Annotated in this window: 15 protein-coding genes and 1 pseudogene; 15 read left to right on the top strand and 1 reads right to left on the bottom strand. The window is 72.5% G+C overall.

The annotated features are described in order from the left end of the window. The first annotated feature begins 33 nt into the window (after positions 1-33). The 6 genes and pseudogenes from PV679_RS05465 to PV679_RS05490 all read left to right on the top strand — a co-directional run bounded on the left by PV679_RS05465 (position 34) and on the right by PV679_RS05490 (position 7,793). A complete protein-coding gene (locus PV679_RS05465) occupies positions 34-297 on the top strand; it encodes a type B 50S ribosomal protein L31 (protein ID WP_319678873.1) in 264 nt (87 codons plus the stop codon). A 252-nt stretch (positions 298-549) separates the two neighbouring features. Continuing rightward, positions 550-1,374, top strand: a pseudogene (locus tag PV679_RS05470) (aldo/keto reductase). Positions 1,375-1,867: 493 nt separating this feature from the next. Beyond that, a complete protein-coding gene (locus PV679_RS05475) occupies positions 1,868-3,334 on the top strand; it encodes an acyl-CoA synthetase (RefSeq protein ID WP_319678874.1) in 1,467 nt (488 codons plus the stop codon). Beyond that, positions 3,327-4,742, top strand: coding sequence for a carboxyl transferase domain-containing protein (locus PV679_RS05480; protein WP_319678875.1), 1,416 nt, complete (start codon positions 3,327-3,329; stop codon positions 4,740-4,742). Before PV679_RS05475 ends, PV679_RS05480 begins: the two co-directional genes overlap by 8 nt. Positions 4,743-4,794: 52 nt before the next feature. After that, positions 4,795-5,757: a DUF2510 domain-containing protein gene (locus tag PV679_RS05485; protein WP_319678876.1), complete on the top strand. Its 963-nt coding sequence runs from the start codon at positions 4,795-4,797 to the stop codon at positions 5,755-5,757. Between the two features lie 542 nt (positions 5,758-6,299). After that, the gene (locus PV679_RS05490) at positions 6,300-7,793 is read left to right on the top strand and encodes a UDP-N-acetylmuramoyl-L-alanyl-D-glutamate--2,6-diaminopimelate ligase (RefSeq protein ID WP_319678877.1); all 1,494 of its coding nucleotides are present in this window, start codon (positions 6,300-6,302) and stop codon (positions 7,791-7,793) included. 34 nt (positions 7,794-7,827) lie between these two features. Here PV679_RS05490 and PV679_RS05495 read toward each other — a convergent pair whose 3' ends face one another. Beyond that, a complete protein-coding gene (locus PV679_RS05495; protein WP_319678878.1) occupies positions 7,828-8,400 on the bottom strand; it encodes a cupin domain-containing protein in 573 nt (190 codons plus the stop codon). Positions 8,401-8,572: 172 nt separating this feature from the next. Here PV679_RS05495 and PV679_RS05500 point away from each other — a divergent pair, with 172 nt between their 5' ends. The 9 genes from PV679_RS05500 (at position 8,573) to PV679_RS05540 (ending at position 18,679) form a co-directional block, all read left to right on the top strand. Beyond that, complete coding sequence (locus PV679_RS05500) at positions 8,573-9,052, top strand: Rrf2 family transcriptional regulator (RefSeq protein WP_319678879.1); 480 nt, start codon at positions 8,573-8,575, stop codon at positions 9,050-9,052. Then, positions 9,049-10,002, top strand: a complete 954-nt coding sequence (locus PV679_RS05505; protein ID WP_319678880.1) for a DsbA family protein — start codon at positions 9,049-9,051, stop codon at positions 10,000-10,002. Before PV679_RS05500 ends, PV679_RS05505 begins: the two co-directional genes overlap by 4 nt. 634 nt (positions 10,003-10,636) lie before the next feature. Further along, complete coding sequence (locus tag PV679_RS05510; RefSeq protein WP_319678881.1) at positions 10,637-12,238, top strand: ABC transporter substrate-binding protein; 1,602 nt, start codon at positions 10,637-10,639, stop codon at positions 12,236-12,238. Then, positions 12,235-13,296, top strand: a complete 1,062-nt coding sequence (locus tag PV679_RS05515) for an ABC transporter permease (RefSeq protein WP_319678882.1) — start codon at positions 12,235-12,237, stop codon at positions 13,294-13,296. Before PV679_RS05510 ends, PV679_RS05515 begins: the two co-directional genes overlap by 4 nt. Then, entirely contained in the window at positions 13,293-14,264 is a 972-nt protein-coding gene (locus PV679_RS05520) for an ABC transporter permease (protein WP_319678883.1), read from the top strand. Before PV679_RS05515 ends, PV679_RS05520 begins: the two co-directional genes overlap by 4 nt. Next, positions 14,248-15,282, top strand: a complete 1,035-nt coding sequence (locus tag PV679_RS05525; RefSeq protein WP_319678884.1) for an ABC transporter ATP-binding protein — start codon at positions 14,248-14,250, stop codon at positions 15,280-15,282. The genes PV679_RS05520 and PV679_RS05525 overlap by 17 nt, the downstream gene beginning before the upstream one ends. After that, positions 15,279-16,319 carry an ABC transporter ATP-binding protein gene (locus tag PV679_RS05530; protein WP_319678885.1) on the top strand — a complete coding sequence of 347 codons (1,041 nt, stop codon included), beginning with the start codon at positions 15,279-15,281 and terminating at the stop codon, positions 16,317-16,319. Before PV679_RS05525 ends, PV679_RS05530 begins: the two co-directional genes overlap by 4 nt. A gap of 18 nt (positions 16,320-16,337) precedes the next feature. After that, positions 16,338-17,477 carry an LLM class flavin-dependent oxidoreductase gene (locus PV679_RS05535; protein ID WP_319678886.1) on the top strand — a complete coding sequence of 380 codons (1,140 nt, stop codon included), beginning with the start codon at positions 16,338-16,340 and terminating at the stop codon, positions 17,475-17,477. Continuing rightward, positions 17,474-18,679, top strand: coding sequence for an acyl-CoA dehydrogenase family protein (locus tag PV679_RS05540; protein WP_319678887.1), 1,206 nt, complete (start codon positions 17,474-17,476; stop codon positions 18,677-18,679). Before PV679_RS05535 ends, PV679_RS05540 begins: the two co-directional genes overlap by 4 nt. Position 18,680 lies beyond the last annotated feature (1 nt).

The raw sequence follows: 18,680 nt of genomic DNA on the forward strand, positions 1-18,680 counted from the left end.
CCGTCCCGCTCCGCACCGAGGAAGGAAATTCGCATGAAGCCTCGTATCCACCCCGTTTCCCGTCCGGTCGTCTTCAGGGACCGCGCCGCGGGAACCGCCTTCCTGACCCGCTCCACCGCGGACTCGACGCGGAGTGTCGAGTGGGAGGACGGCAACACGTATCCCGTCATCGACGTGGAGATCTCCTCCGCGAGCCACCCCTTCTACACCGGCAACACCCGTGTGGTGGACACCGCCGGCCGGATAGAGCGCTTCGAGCGCCGCTATGGCACACGTCGTACGGAGACACGGAGCTGACCGGCGCGGCCGCCGGCTGAGCCGAGCCGCTCCGAGCCACCGGGCCGGGCAGCACCCCGAGAGGGTGCTGCCCGGCCCTTTCGCGTGTACGAGCAGATCAGCCGCCGACTCCGCCGACCGGGCCCGCGCTCCGCCTCGCCGTGGTGTCCCAGCGCCGTCCGTCACCGGGCGTTTCCGGAGAGCGCGCCTGAGGACGGCATGGAAACGTGGTAGCCGCCGCGTCCGCCGATCCCAGCGAAAGAAGGGAACATCATGACTTCCGTCCCCGACGTCACACTCAACAACGGCGTGCGTATCCCGCAGCTCGGCTTCGGCGTCTTCCAGATCGACGACGATCAGACCACCGACGCGGTCCTGGCCGCGCTGGAGGCGGGCTACCGCAGCATCGACACCGCCGCCGCGTACGGCAACGAGGCGGGCGTCGGCCGCGCCGTCGCGTCCTCGGGCCTGCCGCGCGACGAGCTCTTCATCACCACCAAGCTGTGGAACGACAACCAGGGCTACGAGTCGGCGCTGGCCGCGTTCGACACCAGCCTGGCCAGACTCGGCCTGGACCAGGTGGACCTCTACCTCATTCACTGGCCCCTTCCGGCGCGCGGCCTCTACGTCGACACCTGGCGGGCGATGGAGAAGCTGCTGGCGGACGGCCGGACCCGGGCCATCGGTGTGTCCAACTTCTAGCCCGCCCATCTCCGGCGCCTGCTGGACAAGACCGACGTGGTGCCGGCCGTCAACCAGGTCGAGCTGCATCCCGCTCTCCAGCAGGCCGAGCTGCGGGCCTTCCAGGCCCGGCACGGCATCGCGACCGAGGCGTGGAGCCCGCTGGCCCAGGGCGCGCTGCTCCAGGAGGAGGCGCTCGTCGAAGTGGCGCGCCGGCACCAGAAAACGCCCGCGCAGACGGTGCTGCGCTGGCACCTCCAGCTCGGGAACATCGTGATCCCCAAGTCCGTCAGGCCTTCCCGCATCCGCGAGAACATCGACATCTTCGACTTCGAGCTCTCATCCGGAGACATGGACGCGCTGGCCTCGCTCGACCGCGGCCTGCGCACCGGCCCGGACCCCGACATCCTGAACTGACGGCCGCGGAATCCGGCCCGCCGGACGCCGGCCTCGGCGGTGGCGCAGTTCACACGGTGCGGCCGTGGAGGCGTGGAACAGCGAGCCGTGGTTGAGCGTTCATCCATACGTGGTCGCGAAGGGGACAGTGTCCCCGGGCCTCAACCGTGGCCCATGGGGACGATCGTTCGGCTGAAGCCCCATGGAGCCTTTCGCCGCGAGGCGACCACCCTTCGCGACCACACCTGATCGGCCCCGGCTGGCATCCCCCGAACCAGCCGGGGCTCTCTTGTGCGCCCGAGGACAACTCCGAGGACGCCCCGAGGAAGCACCGACGGCCATTGGCGCCGTCTCTCCGGCGGCCGTGGCGATCGTCGCGCGGCACGGAACCGGTCCGCGTTCGGTGCCCGGAGGCGCCGTGGTGGCGTTGGCACCCGCCGCCGGCCGGCTTGTACTGGTCGTGCCAGGCTTCGGGTTGACCGGCCTGACTCGTCGACAGCAAGGAGAACGACGCGTGTCCCCCTTCTTCCCGGCCCTCGCCGCCCGCGCGGACCGGCCGGCCCTCCGGTTCGGCGACCGCACTCTCACCCACGCCGAACTGGCGGACGCCGCCGGTTCCCTGGCCGCCAGGATCGCCGGCGCGCGTCGCGTCGCCGTCTGGGCCACGCCGACCCTCGACACGGCGGTGGCTGTCGTGGCCGCGCTGCTGGCCGGCGTGCCCGTCGTACCGGTCAATCCCAGAAGCGGTGAGCGGGAACTGGCCCATGTCGTGGCCGACAGCGCGCCCACACTCGTCGTGGCCGGACAGGATGCCGTACTGCCGCCGGCCCTGGCCGCGCTGGAACGCCTGGACGCGCTCGGTCCGTCGGCGGCGCTTCCGGCCCAACTGCCCGCCGGGCACCGGACCGGCCTTCCGCCCGAGCCTTCCCCGGAGTCTCCCGCGCTGATCGTCTACACCTCCGGCACCACCGGCCCGCCGAAGGGCGCGGTCCTGCCGCGCCGCGCCCTCACCGCCACCCTGGACGCGCTGGAGGACGCCTGGCAGTGGACGGCCGACGACGTACTCGTCCACGCCCTGCCCCTCTTCCATGTCCACGGCCTGATCCTGGGCATTCTCGGTCCGCTGCGCCGTGGCGGATCGGTGCGCCATCTCGGCCGGTTCGACATCGAGGGCGTCGCCCGTGAGCTCTCCTCGGGCGCCACCATGTTCTTCGGAGTGCCGACGATGTACCACCGCGTCGCCGAGGCGGTCGCCGACGACCCCGGGCTCGCCAAGGCCCTGGCCGGTGCGCGGCTGCTGGTCTCCGGATCCGCCGCGCTGCCCGTGCGCGACCACCGGCGGATCGCCGCGGCCACCGGCCGCCGCGTCATCGAGCGCTACGGCATGACGGAGACCCTGATGAACACCAGCGTCCGCGCGGACGGTGAACCACGCGCCGGTACGGTCGGCGTACCGCTCCGAGGCGTCGAGCTGCGGCTGGTCGACGAGTCGGGCGATCCGATCGAGGCGTACGACGGTGAGACGGCCGGCGAGATCCAGGTCCGCGGCCCGAACCTGTTCACGGAGTATCTGAACCGGCCCGACGCGACCGAGGCGGCCTTCACCGAGGGCTGGTTCCGGACGGGCGACATGGCGATCCGCGACCCGGATGGCTACCTCCGTATCGTCGGCCGCAAGGCCACCGACCTGATCAAGAGCGGCGGATACAAGATCGGCGCCGGCGAGATCGAGAACGCGCTGCTGGACCATCCCGGAGTACGGGAGGCGGCCGTGACCGGCGAGCCCGACGCGGACCTGGGCGAGCGGATCGTCGCCTGGATCGTCCCGGCGCGTCCCGACGACCCGCCGTCCGCAGAGGAGTTGGCCGACCATGTGGCGGCGCAGCTCGCCGCGCACAAACGGCCGCGCGCCGTGCGCTATCTGGACGCACTGCCCCGCAATGACATGGGCAAGATCATGAAGCGGGCGCTCCATGACTGAGCGGATGAGCGCGCGTGCGGCGATCACCGCCGTGACCGGGCCCGCCGCCTTCACGGAACTGCCCGCGCCGGAGGAACCGGCGGGCCGGTCCTCCGGACCGGACGGGCCTCTCGGCTGGGAGGGTTACGACGCCTCGCGCGCACGGGCCGCGGAGCGCACCGGCGAGAGCGAGTCCGTTGTCTGCGGCACCGGGCGGATCGGCACCACCGACGCGGTACTGATCTCGTTCGAGTTCGGCTTTCTCGGCGGATCGCTGGGCGAGCGTACGGGCGACCGGCTGGAGGCCGCGTACATCCACGCGCGCGAGGAGGGCCTGCCGGTCGTCTCGTTGATCGCGACCGGCGGCAGCCGGATGCAGGAAGGTATGCGCGCGCTGCTCCAACTCCAGCGGGTGGCGCGGCAGTCCGCGCTGACGCGGGCCGCCGGGCTGCCTCAGCTCGCGGTGGTGCGCGATCCGACGGCCGGCGGCGGCTGGGCCACGCTGGGCGCGGGCGCGGACATCGTGCTGGCGCTGCCCGGCGCCCAGATCGGCTTCGCCGGGTCGCGGGTGCGCCCGCCGGACGCCGATCCGTACGCCTACACGGCGGAGGCACAGCTCGCCGCCGGCCATATCGACGCGGTGGTGCGCCAGGACGAGCTGCGTGCCACCGTCGGCCGCTGGCTGACACTGCTGACACGAGGCACACGAGACGGCGCGGGCCCGGTGCAGCCTCCCGACGGCCTCGGCGGCGCCGGGCTGCCCGCCACCGGCTGGGACGCGGTCCTCCGGACGCGTTCGCCCGAACGGCCGCACGCCGGAGCTTATTTGGACGCCTACTTCAGCCGGCGCGAGTCGATCAGCGGCGACCGCTGCGGCGGTACGGATCCCGGCATGCTGTGCGGCTTCGGCCTGCGCGAAGGCCGTACCGTCGCATACGCGGCCCAGCTCGGCACCGCCACCCTCCCGGCCGGTTATCGCACCGCCGCCCGGCTGATCCGTCTCGCCGACCGGCTGGGCATTCCCGTGCTGACCCTCGTGGACACACCCGGAGCGGCCAATGACGCCGAGGCCGAGCGCGCGGGAGCGGGCAGCGCCATCGCGGACCTCTTCGCGGCGGTGGCCACCGCGCGGGTGCCGATCACCTCGCTGCTGATCGGAGAAGGCGGTTCGGGCGGCGCGCTCGCCCTGTCGGCGCCCGGCAACACCTGGGCCACCAACGACAGTTACTTCTCCGTCATCGCACCCGAACTCGCCACGGCCATCCTCAAACGAACCCCGGACCAGACCCGCTCGACGGCCGACCAGCTCCGGCTGCGCCCACAGGATCTGCTGTCCCTCGGTGTCGTACGCGGCATCGTGCCCGGCCCAGCACAGCAGGGCGTGGATGAGCGGTCCCGCCCGGCTCCGCCGGACCGACCGTCGCGCTGATTCTCATGGGGCTCTCAGCAGGCGTTCAGACAATGTGCTTAAGGTGAGAGCCGTGACGTATACGACTCCGCCCGGCTGGTATCCCGATCCAGGGCACTCAGGTGACGGTCCCCGTCAGGAACGATGGTGGGACGGCTCGGCCTGGACCGACGAGGTCCGTGCCGGTTCCGCGCCGGCCTGGGGGCAGCCGGCCGCGCCGCCCCTTCCCGTGGGCGCGCCGCCCTATCCCATGGCTCCGCCGCCCGGCGCGCGCGGCCGGGGCCGGCGGACAGCCGTCGGTATCACCGCCGTGGTCGTCGTGCTGGCCATCGCGGGTGGCTTCTATCTGCTCGGCCGCGGCAGCGACGACAACAGCGCGGCCGGCCGCGACGCGACGGTTCCCTCCGCGGCCCCTTCGCGGCCCGGCCCGCAGAATCCGGAGCCCGACGGGCCGCGGCGCCCCGGCGACGGCGAGAGCGGCGCGCCCCGCCAGCCGGGAACCGAGGACGGCTACGCCACCGACGCGGCGAGCGGGATCAGCATTCCGGTACCGGACGGCTGGACCGGCGAGTCCGGGCCCATCGGCGCCGGAGTGACGACCGGGAACTACGCCTGCCCCGGGGATCCGTCCGAGATCTGTGTGCGAGGCGGAGTCTTCTCCTCTCCCGCCGCCGTGCTCAAGATCGGCGGCGCCTCGGCCAAGGCGTCCGCCGAGAAGGACATCGAGGCCAACGCCAAGGAGTCCTACGGCGGCAAGATCTACGGCGAGATCTCCTCGCACCAGCAGCTCAAGTCCGAAGCGGTCACCGTCGCCGGGCAGAAGGGCTACCTGGTGCGCTGGAAGGTCGTCACGAGCAAGGGCGACGACGGCTATGTGCAGTCGCTCGCCTTCCCGTCGCCCACATCCCCGGACATGCTGGTCATCGTGCGCTCCGGATTCGACGTCAATGACAAGGCGCCCAAGCTGTCCGTGATGGACGACATCACCCGTGGCATCAAGGCGGCCGCGGGCACCGGCTCCGGCCAGGGAGTCTGACACCGGCCGATTCACCGCCGCTCGCCGGGCGGGCCGCCGTGCGCGGCCCGCCCGGCGAGCGCGTTCCGGCGGCCGGAACCGGCGTCCTCGGCCCACTCCGTGCCTCCGCGCCCGGTTTCTCACCGGCTCCCGTACGGAACCCGGAGCGCCCGGCTGCCCGTACACTCACCACATGGCTTGCACCCGTGCGACGAGGCAGTGCCCGCGAGAGGCCTCCTCCGCGCTGTGCTCCGTCGCCGGGGCCGCGACCGCCGCGTGCCCAGGACCGGAATCCGCTCCGGAGACCGGCTGCCGCGCGCTGCACGGCCACGGCTGACGCTTCTCGTCGTCGAAGGCGCGGCCCGGCCGCACTCGTGGACTTCTCCCGCCCGTTCCTTCCCGGGACACCGCGCGGAACACCGCGGAACGCCGCCCGCCGTACCTGTCCGCGGCTGTTCGCACCACCAGCACCCCACCATGTCCCGCGACGCCACAGCGCGCGGCCGGCGCCTTCCGGCATCCGTCCGGAGACCGGCCGCCGCCGCGTCCTTGAGAGGATCCCTGTGAAACTGAGTGAGTTGCTCGCCGGGCACGACCACGAGATCCTGCGGGGCGATCCGGAGACGGCGATCACCGCGGGCATCTGCTTCGACGCCCACCGGGTCGCACCGGGCTCGCTGTTCATCGCGGTGCCCGGCCACCGCGAGGGCGGTCCCGGGGCCGCGGGGCCGGCGCTCGCGCGCGGCGCGGTGGCGGTGCTGGTCGATGCCGGCGCGCCGGACCTTCCCGCGTCGGTGTGGACCGACACGGACGTGTGCGTGGTCCGCGTACGGGACACGCGTACGACGGCGGCGGTCGTCGCCTCCCGGTACTACGGAGAGCCCGGGCGGGGCATGGACATGGTGGCCGTCACCGGCACCAACGGGAAGACCTCGGTGTCGTACATGGTCGAGTCCGTACTGCGGATCGCCGAGCGCGCCACGGTCGGAGTCATCGGGACGGCCGGCAGCCGGATCGGCGACGAACTGATCCCCATGCCGCGCTCGGTGCTGACCACGCCCGAGTCGCCGGACCTCCAGTATCTGCTCGGGTACATGCGGGACCGTGACGTGGGCACCGTGGTCCTGGAGGCCACCTCGATGGGCCTGTTGACGCACCGGGTGGACCACTCGTACATCGACATCGGTATCTTCACCAATCTGACGCAGGATCATCTCGACGACCACGGAACGATGGAGAACTACCGGGACGCCAAACTCCGGCTGTTCCAGGGGCTCTGCCGGCGCGCGGTGGTCAACGTGGACGATCCGGTCGGCGCCGGAATCGGCGCGCTGATGCCCGGGGCCGTGACGACGTACGCCCTCGACGCCGAGGCGGACTACCGGGCGACGGACCTCACCATGGACGCCTTCGGTACCCGGTTCACCCTGCACCACGAAGGCCGCAAATACCCGGCGGCGATCCCCGTGCCCGGCCGGTTCTCGGTGGCCAACGCCCTTGCCACGGTGGCCGCCTGCCATCTGCTGGGGCACGATCTGCGCGGACTGGTCGGCGCACTCGACCGGATGCCGCCCGTCCCGGGCCGGTTCGAGCGTTTCGAGACACCGCGGGGCACCTCCGTCATCGTGGACTACGCGCACTCCCCGGACTCGCTGGACAAGGTGCTCTCCACCATCCGCGGCTTCGCCCGGGGCCGGATCATCACGGTCTTCGGCTGCGGCGGCGACCGGGACATCACCAAGCGCGCCAGGATGGGCGAGATCGCGGGGACGCACTCCGATCTGTGCGTACTCACCTCCGACAACCCGCGCGATGAGGATCCCGGCGCGATCCTCGACCAGATCACCCCGGGTATCACGGCCACCGGCACTCCGTTCGAGCGGCTGGCCGACCGCCGTCGGGCGATCGGCTTCGCCCTGTCGGCGGCGGAGCCGGAGGACATCGTGCTGATCGCGGGCAAGGGCAGCGAGCCGTATCAGATCGTCGGCGAGAAACTGCTGCCGTTCAGCGACATGGCGACGGTCCGTGAGCTCTCCGGGCGGGGCACCGGCGGCTGATCGAGACGGCTGTTTGAGGTGGCGCGGGCGCGCGTCAGCCTGCGTCGGCCTCGCCGAGGACGTACAGCTCGGCGAGGTTGACCACGATCGCCTCCTGCGTGCTGCGGGCGATCACCACGACCGCCTCGTCGTCCGGGCTGGGATTCTCCTCGCGGTGCGGGACATAGGGCGGTACGAAGATGTAGTCGCCGGGCGAGGTGCGGATCCGGATCTCCTCGGGCGCACCGCCGGAGTCGTCGAGGAACACGAACTCCGGATGGCCCTTCACCACATGGATCGCTGTCTCCGACGCGCCGTGGTGGTGGTTGGAGGACGCGGTGCGAGGAGCGACATGCGTCTGGCCCATCCAGATGCGCTCCGAGCCGACGCTGTTCCCGCTGATCGCGGCGAAGCGCCGCATTCCGCCGCTCTGCGCGGTGTCGCCGTCCAGCGCGTCGGCACGGATGTGATGGAGACGGGCCCGCAGAGGCAGCGCGCTGTCCTCGGCCGCGCGGCCGTGATCATGGTCCGGGAGGTCGGGATGGAACGCGTCGTGTCCGGCGGGCGGACAGGACGGTGCGGAGCCGGCTTCGTCGGGCCTGGGCGCGGACGGAGTGTGCGTGGCCATGGGAATCCTGCTCGTCGGGGCTGCCCGCGCGGACTGCGGGCGCGAGGTCCTGTCATCGACCGTAGAGAGCGCGGCGAATGGATGTCAAGATGTATCCATTACCGCCGAGCTGGTCGTTCCCGGCTCGCGGCGGGCATGGGACAGATACGGAAACCTCGGGGAGACGGTGCAGATGCAGATCTCGGCGAAGGCGGACTACGCGGTTCGGGCGCTGGTCGAACTCGCCGCCGACAGCGGCCGGCCCCTGACCTGTGAGGGCATCGCGTCGTCCCAGGACATTCCGTTCCGCTTCCTCAAATCGGTCTTCCGCGATCTGCGGCAGGCCGGACTCGTCCGCAGTCAGCGGGGCTGCGAGGGCGGTTACTGGATCGGCCGCGACGCGACCGCGATCAGTGTGGCCGACGTGATGACGGCGGTCGACGGCGAGTTCCTGACCCTGCGCGGCGAGCGGCCGGACACACTCCGGTATCCGGGCGCGGCCCAGGGACTGCCGGATCTGTGGCGCGCGGTCGAGGCGGCGGCGCAGTCCGTACTCGGCCGTACCACCATCGCCGCACTGGCCGCGGAGGGCGCTCGGAGCGACGGCGGCGGCCCAGGGCCCGCGCCGGGCGGAGTCCCGGCACACGGCTCCGCACCGGCCGTTCACGCATGACCGGCGAGCCTGCGGCCGGGAAGCGCGCGGCCGTGGACGGCTCCGGGCCGCCGGCCGGTTCCGAGCCGGCCGCGGCGCGACCGCTGCTCAGCGTCACCGAGTTCACCGATCCGGCCTGTCCCTGGGCCTGGGGCTCCGAGCCGTCCTTCCGGCTGCTCAGACACACGCTCGGGCCGAGCGCGCGATGGCGCCGGGTCTTCGGCATCCTCTTCGACGAGGACGACGATCCCGCTCCGGATCCCGACGCCGAGGCCCGGTGGTACGAGCAGTTCATCCGCGAGGTGACGGCGCACACCAAGGCTCCGTACGCGCGGCGGTTGCGCTGGCTGACACGCAGTAGCTGGCCCGCGTCCCTCGCCGCCAAGGCGGCCCAGTCGCAAGGGCCCGAGATCGCCGAACAGGTCCTGCGGCGCCTGCGCGAGAGCACATTCGTGCTCGGTACTCCGGCCGACACGGCGGACGGCGTCCTCGCCGCCGTACGCGGTGTACCCGGCCTCGACACCGGCCGGCTGCTGAGTGAGCTGGCCGCACCGGCGACCCGGGAGGCGGTCCGCGCCGACTGGGCGGAGACCCGGCGGCCGGTCGCCGCGGTGCTGGATCTCGACGAGCCGGGACCGCACCCGGGCCGGGCGAAGGAAGTCGGCGACTGCCGGCGGTACGCCCTGCCGACTCTGCTGTTCGACGGTCCTGGCGGCCGGGTGTGCGTACCGGGCTGGCGGTCCGTCGAGACCTGTCTCGACGCGGCCCGCACGGCGGCGGGCGGGCCCCTGCCACTCACCTCCGTACGGCTGTCCGCGACGGCGGCGCTGGAGCGCTGGCGGAGCCTGACCGGGCCCGAACTCGCCCTGCTCACCGAGGAGAGGAAACCGCCTTCGGAAGCCGTGCGGACCGACACGGGAAACGGCCCGCTGTGGCGGCATCCCGACGAGCCTGTCCCTGAAGCGAGTTGAAGACGAAAGGCGAAAGCGCAGGTCGTCAGGGTCTCGGCCAATGAGACACCAAGAGGTGTCCATTGACAGTGCGGCAGCGGGCCGTGAGGATACGGGCATGCATTCGACGCACCCCGGTGTGGTCTGCCGCTACGTGGATTACCGGCGCACCTCCAGCGCCCTCTGTCGCTGACCCGACCGCCGAAGAGGCCCGCTGACTGAGGCCCTCGGCACTCCGGCTCCGCCCGGTCCCGCCCGCGACGGCGGTGATCCGGGGACCCGCGCCGGGTCCCGGCCGACCGGCGCGTACCGCGTCATCCGCATCGCGTCCGGGCCTCCGGCCCGAGAGCGATTCTCCCTCATCCGCCGATCCGCCCCGGGCGGTTCCGGTGCTGTCCCGCCCCAATGCCGCGGCGGACGGCGCCGGGCGTCGTCGCGCTCTCCAGCGCCGTTCATGACGGCACGCACCGGCCCGGCCAGAGGACGACCCGCGCCCGCGGCGCCGTCCAGGCGTACCTCTCGCAGGCACGTCCCTTCTCCTCTGTCCCCGTTCGTTCTGTCCCTGTCCCGTTTCGCCCGGGCCGCCCGACCGGGCGTCCTCAGGCCCGCCCGCGTACCCGAACGCACCGGCACGGCCGAGAAAGGTGGCGCACCCATGCCGATCCTCCGCACCTCCACCACCACCGCCGGCGCGGACCGCCCGGCCGCCCCGCAGTACGCGTCCCCGTCCCGCCCGGGCCTCGGCCGGCGTTCCTTCCTCGGGCTCTCGCTCGGTGCCGGGGCCGCGCTCGCCCTCACCGCCTGCGGAGGAGAGGCCACCTCGGCGGCCGGCGGCGGCGCGGCCACTCTCAAATGGGGCTGGGACCTGCCGACTTCATGGGACCCGGTCACCTCCTCCGCCGGCTGGGACGTGCACTCCCTCTCGCTCGTCTACGCGGGGCTCACCAAACTCGACCCGACCGGCAAGGCCGTACCGGCCCTCGCCACCTCCTGGACATACAACTCCGAGGGCACGGTCGTCACCTTCACCCTCCGGCAGGGACAGAAATTCAGTGACGGGACGCCGATAGACGCCACCGCCGTGAAGAAGAGCATCGAACGCGGTCGCGACTACGAGAAATCGCTGATCGCCTCCCAGCTCATCGGCGTCAAGGACGTCACGGCCGTCGACGCCCACACCCTCGAACTCACCCTCGCCGCAGCCGACTTCCAGATTCCCGCGCTGCTCGCCGGCAAGACCGGCATGGTCGTCAACCCGAAGGTCTTCGAGGCGAACGCCGCGAGCCTCGCCACCAGGCCCGCGGGCTCGGGCCCGTACACCCTCGTCTCGTACGTCCAGAACGCGAAAGCCGTCCTGCGCCGCAACCCCGGCTACTGGGACGCCGGCCGGATCAAGGTCGAGAACTTCGAGCTCTATCCGCTCCCGGAGCCGTCGACGGTCGTCGCCTCGCTCGCCTCCGGCCAGTACAACGTCGCCCAGATCCCGGGCAGTCAGGTCGAGGCGGCCAAGGCCGCGGGCCTGGAGGTCCAGGTCATTCCCTCGATGGTGGTCGCCGTCCTCGACCTCAACCTCGGCAAGGCGCCGTTCACCGACGATCCGGACGTGGCCCTCGCGCTCAAGTACGCCATCGACCGCGAGGAACTCCTCAAGACCGCCGCCTTCGGCCACGGCGAAGTCACCAGCCAGCCCTTCCCGCGAGGCTACGAGGGCCATGACGACGCGCTGGACAAGCTCTTCCCGTACGACCCGGAGAAGGCCAAGGAGCTGCTGGCCAAGGCCGGTCACGCCGACGGCCTGAAGCTCACGCTCTCCACCGCGAAGGCCGAAGGCGTACCGGAGCTGATCCAGGCCCAGCTCAAGAAGGTCGGCATCACCGTCACGATCGAGACGATCCCGCAGGCGCGCGCCACTCAGCTCGTCTACATCCAGCGGAGCAGGGCCCTCTTCGTCGACCAGTTCGCCGGCCGTGACTCCGCGACCCAGGCCTTCCAGGTGCTCTTCGGCAAGGAAGGACTGATGAACCCGGGCCGCACCACCTCGCCCGAGCTGGAGAAGGCGCTGGATGCCGTACGCCGTACCCCGCTCGACGCGCCGGAGTATCCGGCCGCGCTCAAGAAGGCCACTGGGATCGCCGTACGGACCATGCCCAATGTCTTCCTCTACACCGTGCCGCGGATCCTGGCCCGCAACCCCAAGGTGTCCGAGATCCCCGCGTACACCGTCGTCCAGCGGTTCGAGGAGGTCACCGTCTCATGACCGCTCCCGTACTGACGCGGTCCCGGCCGTCCTGGCTGTCGCCCGCACGGCGCCGGCTGGCCGGGGCGCCGCGTCCGCTGGGCCGGGTGCTCGCCGTCACCGCCACGGTCTTCGTGCTGGCCTCGCTGCTGACCTTCGCACTCGGCGCGCTGTCCGGCGCCAACCCGGCCGCCGCCGTGCTCGGTGACCAGGCCACACCGGCCGACATCGCCCGTATGCGGGCGGAGTTCGGCCTCGACCGGCCGCTGTACGCGCAGTATCTGAGCTGGCTCGGCCACGCGCTCACCGGCGATCTCGGTGTCTCCTGGTTCACCGGAGTGCCGGTCGCCGACAGCATCGCGCAGGGACTGCCGGTGGATCTGTCCATCGCCGGACTCGCCCTGCTGCTCGCCGTACTGATCGGCGGCGGGGCCGGGGTCGCCGCCGCTCTCGACAACGGCGGACGGCTCGACCGGGCGGTCACACTCGTCTGCTCCGTCCTGGCCACACTGCCGCCGTTCCTCATCGGCATCGTGCTGATCGTGGTCTTCGCGGTGCAGCTCCGCGCGCTGCCGACCGGCGGTTACGTCCCGTTCGGCGCGAGCCCGGGGGAGTGGCTGCGGTACGCGATCCTGCCCGCCTTCGCCCTCAGCCTGGACGCCGCCGCCTCCATCGCACGGCAGTTGCGGACCTCGCTGGTGGGTGCTCTGCGGGAGAACTACGTGACGGGCGCGGAGATGCGCGGCTTCTCCGCGCGGCGGGTGCTGTTCGGACATGTCCTGCGCAACGCCGCCGGTCCCGCGCTCACCGTCCTCGGGCTGAGTGTGCCGGTGATCCTCGGCGGCGCCGTCGTCACGGAGAAGATCTTCAATCTGCCGGGCATCGCGCAGCTCTCGCTGCAGTCCGCGGAACAGCACGACATCCCCGTCATCCAGGGGACGCTGCTGGTCACGGTGGCGGTGGTGCTGGTCGCCAACATCGGGGTCAACGCGGCGCTCGCGGCGCTGAATCCGGCGGCGCGCAGACAGCGTGGCGGCGGTCGCGGCCCGGCCGCCGGCGCCGAGAGGAGCGAGGCATGAGGACCCTGCGCCGTACCTGGCGGCTGCCGTCGGCCCGGATCGCACTGGCCGTGCTCGCCGTGGTCGCGCTGCTGGCGGTCGCCGGCGGCGCCCTCGCCCCGCACGATCCGCTGGCCCAGAACCCCTCGGACATGCTGCACGGTCCGAGCGCCGGGCATCCGCTCGGCACCGACTATCTGGGACGCGACGTCCTCAGCCGGCTGCTGGCCGGCACCGGTCGGTCGGTCGTCGGCGCGCTGGAGGCCGTCGGCGCGGCGATGCTGCTCGGCATCGTGCCGGGCATCGCCTCCGTGTGGCTCGGACCGACCGTGGAATGGACCGCGCAACGGGCCGCGGACACCTTGATGATCATGCCGTTCACCGTCTTCGCCATCGCGGTGGTCGGAGCGCTGGGCAATGGCATGCACCAGGCGATGCTGGCCCTCGGTGTGCTCTTCGCCCCGCTGTACTTCCGGGTGACACGAGCGGCCGCGCTGGGTCTGAAGCAGGCGCAGTACGTGGAGGCGGCCGAACTGATGGGCGCGTCCCGGTGGTGGATCCTGCGGATCCATGTGTGGGGCAAGATCCTGCCGACGGTCGCGGTGACGACGGCTCAGGCGGTCGGCCAGGCGCTGCTGGTGGTCGCGTCCCTCACCTTCCTGGGCCTGGGCGTCCAGCCGCCGGCCCCGACCTGGGGCGGGATGCTCGCCTCGGACCTCGGATATCTCTCCCAGCAGCCCTGGGCGCCGCTGATCCCCGGCGCCGCGATCATGATCACGGTCGGCGCCCTGAACGTCGTCGCCGACGCGATACGTGACAGCGGCGCCGCGTACGCGCCGGTACGGGCGGCCCGAGGCGCCGCCGTGTCCCCGGCACCGGGACAGGCCCCGGCGGTGACGCGGACGCCGGCCGTACACACCGGCCCCGCCGCGCCCGTCCCGGCGACCGAACACACCAAGGAGGCTGAGCACCGTGTCACAACCGGCTGAGACCATCGAGCGGCCGTCCGCCGCCGATCCCGTGCTGACCGTCGACGGGCTCGACGTCACCGTGTCCGGCGGCGCACGCGCGGTACGCGGAGTGACGTTCACCCTCGGCCGCGGCGAGGCGGTGGGCCTGGTCGGCGAGTCCGGCAGCGGCAAGAGCCTGACCTGCCGGTCGGCTCTGGGCGTGCTGCCCGCGGGATGCGAGGTCTCCGACGGCCGGATCACCCTCGGCGCCGCGCGCGCCGGCGACGGCGAGGACGCCGAACTCACCGCCTTCACCCGCAAGCAGTGGAACACCGTACGCGGCAGTCGCGTCGGCGCCGTGTTCCAGGATCCCGCCTCGTATCTCAACCCCTCGCTCACCGTGGGCCGTCAGCTCGCCGAGCAGCTACGCGTCGGCCGGAGGCTGTCGCGGACCGAGGCGCACACCCGCGCCGTCGCGCTGTTCGGAGCCGTCGGACTGCGCCGGGCCGACGAGGTCTTCCACCAGTACCCGCACGAGCTGTCCGGAGGCATGCTCCAGCGGGTCCTCATCGCCGTCGCCGTCTCGTGCGAGCCCGAACTGCTCATCGCGGACGAGGCCACCACCGCACTCGACGTCGTCATCCAGGCCGAGATCCTCGAACTCCTCGGCCGGCTGAGGACCGAGCGCGGACTGGCCCTGCTCCTTGTCACCCATGACCTCGCCGTCGTCGCCGAGAGCTGCGACCGCGTCCTCGTGATGTACGCGGGTGAGATCATCGAGGACGGCCCCACCGCCGAGGTGCTCGCCGCGCCCGCCCACCCGTACACCGAGGCGCTGCTCCGCGTGGCGTCGATCGGCACCTGGGGACGGCGCGCACTCGACATCATCCCCGGCCGGCCGCCGGAGACCGGCGCCGAACTGCCCGGCTGCCGGTTCGCCGACCGCTGCGCCCACGCCGCCCCGGAGTGCACCGCCGGGCCCGTCGCCCTCCGCGCGCTCGACGCCGGCCGCCGTGCCCGCTGCCTGCGCCCCGCCGGATCAGGAGCCGCCGTATGACCACCGCTCTCGCGCCCGGGCGGCCGGACCCGGCCGCGCTGTTGGAGATCACCGGACTGTCCGTGTCGTACGGCCGCCGGGCCACGTCGCTGCGGCGTGCCGGTGACACCCGCGTGCTCTCCGGCGTCGACCTCACCGTACGGGCCGGAGAGATCCTCGGGATCATCGGTGAGACCGGCTCCGGCAAAACCACGCTGGCCCGCGCCACGGTCGGCCTGGTGCGGCCCGACACCGGAGAGATCGGCTTCGAGGGCCGCGACCTCACCCGGCTGCACCGTCGTGACCTGCGGGACTTCCGGCGCAGCGGGCGTGTGCAGTACATGTTCCAGGACCCGCTGCGCTCCCAGGACCCCGAGCTGACGGTGCGTCAGATAGTCGCCGAGCCACTCGCGGCGGTCGGCGCGCCGAACAGGCAGGAGCGGCTCCGGCGGGCCGACGAGGCGCTGACCCTGGTGGGCCTCGACGCCGAGGCGCTCGGACCGCGCACCCCGGGACAGCTCTCCGGCGGACAGCGGCAGCGCGTCTCGCTGGCCCGCGCCATCGTCACCAGGCCCCGGCTGCTGCTCAGCGACGAGCCGGTCAGCGCCCTGGACGCCTCCAACCGCAATCTCGTACTGTCCCTGCTCGACCGGCTGCGCCGCGAACTCGGCCTCGCCGTCGTCGTCATCTCCCACGACCTCAGCTCACTGGCCGGCATCGCCGACCGGGTCGCCGTCCTCTACCGCGGACGGCTCGTCGAACAGGGCCCCATCGGAGAGGTCCTCGAACACCCCAGGCACCCGTACACCGCGCTGCTCACCGCCTCCGCGCCGAGTGTGCGACGCGAACACCGGCTGCTCCCGGCCCAGTTGCGGCCGGACGCGGACCGCGAGCCCTGGGCGGACGACGAGGGCTGTGTCTTCGCACCGCGCTGCCGGTTCGCCGGACCGGAGTGCCGGGACGAACCCCGCCCGGCCGCCGTCGCGCCGGAGCGCGCCGGGCAGTCCCACACCGCCGCCTGCCATCACGCCGCCACCTGGCGCGGCCGTCTCGCCTGAACAGGAGAACCACCCACCATGGCCATCGAGTTCATCGGTATCGCCGCCACCCAGGAGACCAGCGAGAGCGGCTCCGGGACCCCCGTCGCGGGCCGCGACGGCGTCTCCGCGCAGACCGAGACCGCACAGGCCGTCGGTCCGGTCGTCCAGCCCGCCTATCTGCGTGAACTGGCCCGCGCCCACGAGGAGTCCGGCTTCGACCGGGTCCTGGTCGCCCACTCCTCCGCCAGCCCCGACGGCTTCACCGTCGCCGACCAGATCCTCACTCACACCGACCGGCTCGGCGTCCTCCTCGCCCATCGCCCCGGCTTTGTCTCGCCCACCCTCGCCGCACGCAAGTACGCCACGCTCGACGCCTTCCATCCCGGCCGGATCGCGCTGCACGTCATCACCGGCGGCGACGACGCCGACCAGGCCCGCGACGGCGACTTCAGCGACAAGCCCACCCGCTACCGCCGCACCGACGACTTCCTCGAAGTGGTCCGCAAGGAGTGGACCTCCACCGAACCCTTCGACCACGAAGGCGAGTTCTACCGCGTCCGGGGCGGCTACTCGGCCGTGCGTCCCGCCGAACCGATCCCCGTCTACTTCGGCGGCGCCTCCGCGGACGCCGTACGCGTCGGCGGCAAGCACGCCGACGTCTACGCCTTCTGGGGCGAACCGCTCGCCGGGATCGCCGAGCGCGTCCGCGAGGTGCGGGCCGCCGCCACGCCCTACGGCCGCGACCCACGCTTCAGCGTCAGCCTGCGTCCCATTCCCGCCGCCACCGAGGCCGAGGCCTGGAAGCGCGCCGGGGAGATCCTGCGGCTGACCGAGGAGCGGCTGAGCGAGACCCGCCGGGCCTTCAACCTCGACCACTCCGAACAGCGCGGCTCCCAGCGGCTGTTGGAGTACGCGGCCCAGGGCGACGTGCACGACAAGCGGCTGTGGACCGCCATCGCCAGGACGACCGGCGCCGCGGGCAACTCCACCGCACTGGTCGGCAGCTACGAGCAGGTCGCCGAATCGCTCCTCGACTATGTCTCCCTCGGTGTGAGCACCCTGCTGATCCGCGGCTTCTCACCACTGTCCGACGCCCGTGACTACGGCACTCTCGTCGACCTGGTCCGCGCCGGGGCCGAGCACACCGGGGCCGGCCGCGCGAAGGTGCCCGCATGAGCTCGCCGGCCGCGGCCCGATCCGCCACGCTGCCGCCGCTCGACCTCGGCCGGCTTCCCGCCGTCACCGAGGCGCTCGCCGCCCGCGCGGCCGAACACGACCGCGATGCCTCCTTTCCGGCCGAGGGCTTCACCCTCGCGCAGGAAGCCGGGCTGCTCACCGCCACCGTCGCGGCACGGCACGGCGGACCGGGAGCCGGTCTCGCGGACACCGCGCGGATCCTGCGCGCCCTCGGCGCCGGAGACCCCGCCGTCGCGCTGGTCACGGCCATGACGCTGTTCACCCACGCGGCCGAGGCCAGGACCGCCGGCTGGCCGGCCGCCGCGTACGGCCGTCTCCTCGACGAGGCGGCCGCGGCGCCGGTCCTGCTCAACTTCCTGCGCGTGGAGCCCGAGCTGGGCAGCCCGGTGCGCGGCGGACTGCCCGCCACCACCGCCCGGCGCGACGGCGCTCACTGGCTGCTGACGGGACGGAAGATCTACTCCACCGGAGCCGTCGGTCTCAGCCGCATGCTGGTCTTCGCACGGACCGACGAGAACCCCGTACGCGTCGGCTCCTTCATCGTCCGCGCCGGCAGTCCGGGCCTGACCGTCGAGCCGACCTGGGACCATCTCGGGCTGCGTGCCAGCCGCAGTGACGATGTCGTCCTCGACTCCGTACGCGTACCGCTCGCCGACGTGATCGGCCTCGCCGAGGCGGGCGACACCCCCGGCGCCCGGCCCGATCCGGAGACCGGCGCCTGGAGCGCCCTCGGCCTGAGCGCCCTGTATCTCGGCGTCGCGGGCGCCGCCCGCGACTGGCTCACCGGCTTTCTGCACGAACGTGTCCCCACCGCACTCGGCGCGCCACTGGCCACGCTGCCCCGGTTCCAGACCGCCGTCGGCGAGATCGAGACCGCTCTCTTCGGCGCGAACACCCTGGTCGACACCGTCGCCGCGCGTGTCGACAGCGGCGACCTGGCGGCCGCCGAGCAGGCCGGCGCCGTCAAGGTGCTCGCCGTCCGCGCCGCCGTCAGCTCCGTCGAGGGGGCCCTCGCACTCACCGGCAACCACGGCCTGACCCGGGCCAATCCGCTTCAGCGCCACTACCGCGACGTGCTGTGCGGCCGGGTGCACACCCCGCAGGACGACTCCGTACTCCTCACCACCGGCCGCGCGGCCCTCGCCCGCTCCGGCCACCGGCCCGCACCGAAAGGCAACTGAC

It is taken from the genome of Streptomyces sp. AK02-01A (assembly GCF_033795305.1).
GTDB lineage: Bacteria > Actinomycetota > Actinomycetes > Streptomycetales > Streptomycetaceae > Streptomyces.

Coding starts and splice junctions, on each gene's coding strand:
- PV679_RS05510 (WP_319678881.1), top strand. CDS start 10,637: ATGCCGATCCTCCGCACCTCCACCACCACCGCCGGCGCGGACCGCCCG.
- PV679_RS05540 (WP_319678887.1), top strand. CDS start 17,474: ATGAGCTCGCCGGCCGCGGCCCGATCCGCCACGCTGCCGCCGCTCGAC.
- PV679_RS05500 (WP_319678879.1), top strand. CDS start 8,573: ATGCAGATCTCGGCGAAGGCGGACTACGCGGTTCGGGCGCTGGTCGAA.
- PV679_RS05520 (WP_319678883.1), top strand. CDS start 13,293: ATGAGGACCCTGCGCCGTACCTGGCGGCTGCCGTCGGCCCGGATCGCA.
- PV679_RS05480 (WP_319678875.1), top strand. CDS start 3,327: ATGACTGAGCGGATGAGCGCGCGTGCGGCGATCACCGCCGTGACCGGG.
- PV679_RS05530 (WP_319678885.1), top strand. CDS start 15,279: ATGACCACCGCTCTCGCGCCCGGGCGGCCGGACCCGGCCGCGCTGTTG.
- PV679_RS05465 (WP_319678873.1), top strand. CDS start 34: ATGAAGCCTCGTATCCACCCCGTTTCCCGTCCGGTCGTCTTCAGGGAC.
- PV679_RS05505 (WP_319678880.1), top strand. CDS start 9,049: ATGACCGGCGAGCCTGCGGCCGGGAAGCGCGCGGCCGTGGACGGCTCC.
- PV679_RS05495 (WP_319678878.1), bottom strand. CDS start 8,400: ATGGCCACGCACACTCCGTCCGCGCCCAGGCCCGACGAAGCCGGCTCC.
- PV679_RS05515 (WP_319678882.1), top strand. CDS start 12,235: ATGACCGCTCCCGTACTGACGCGGTCCCGGCCGTCCTGGCTGTCGCCC.
- PV679_RS05535 (WP_319678886.1), top strand. CDS start 16,338: ATGGCCATCGAGTTCATCGGTATCGCCGCCACCCAGGAGACCAGCGAG.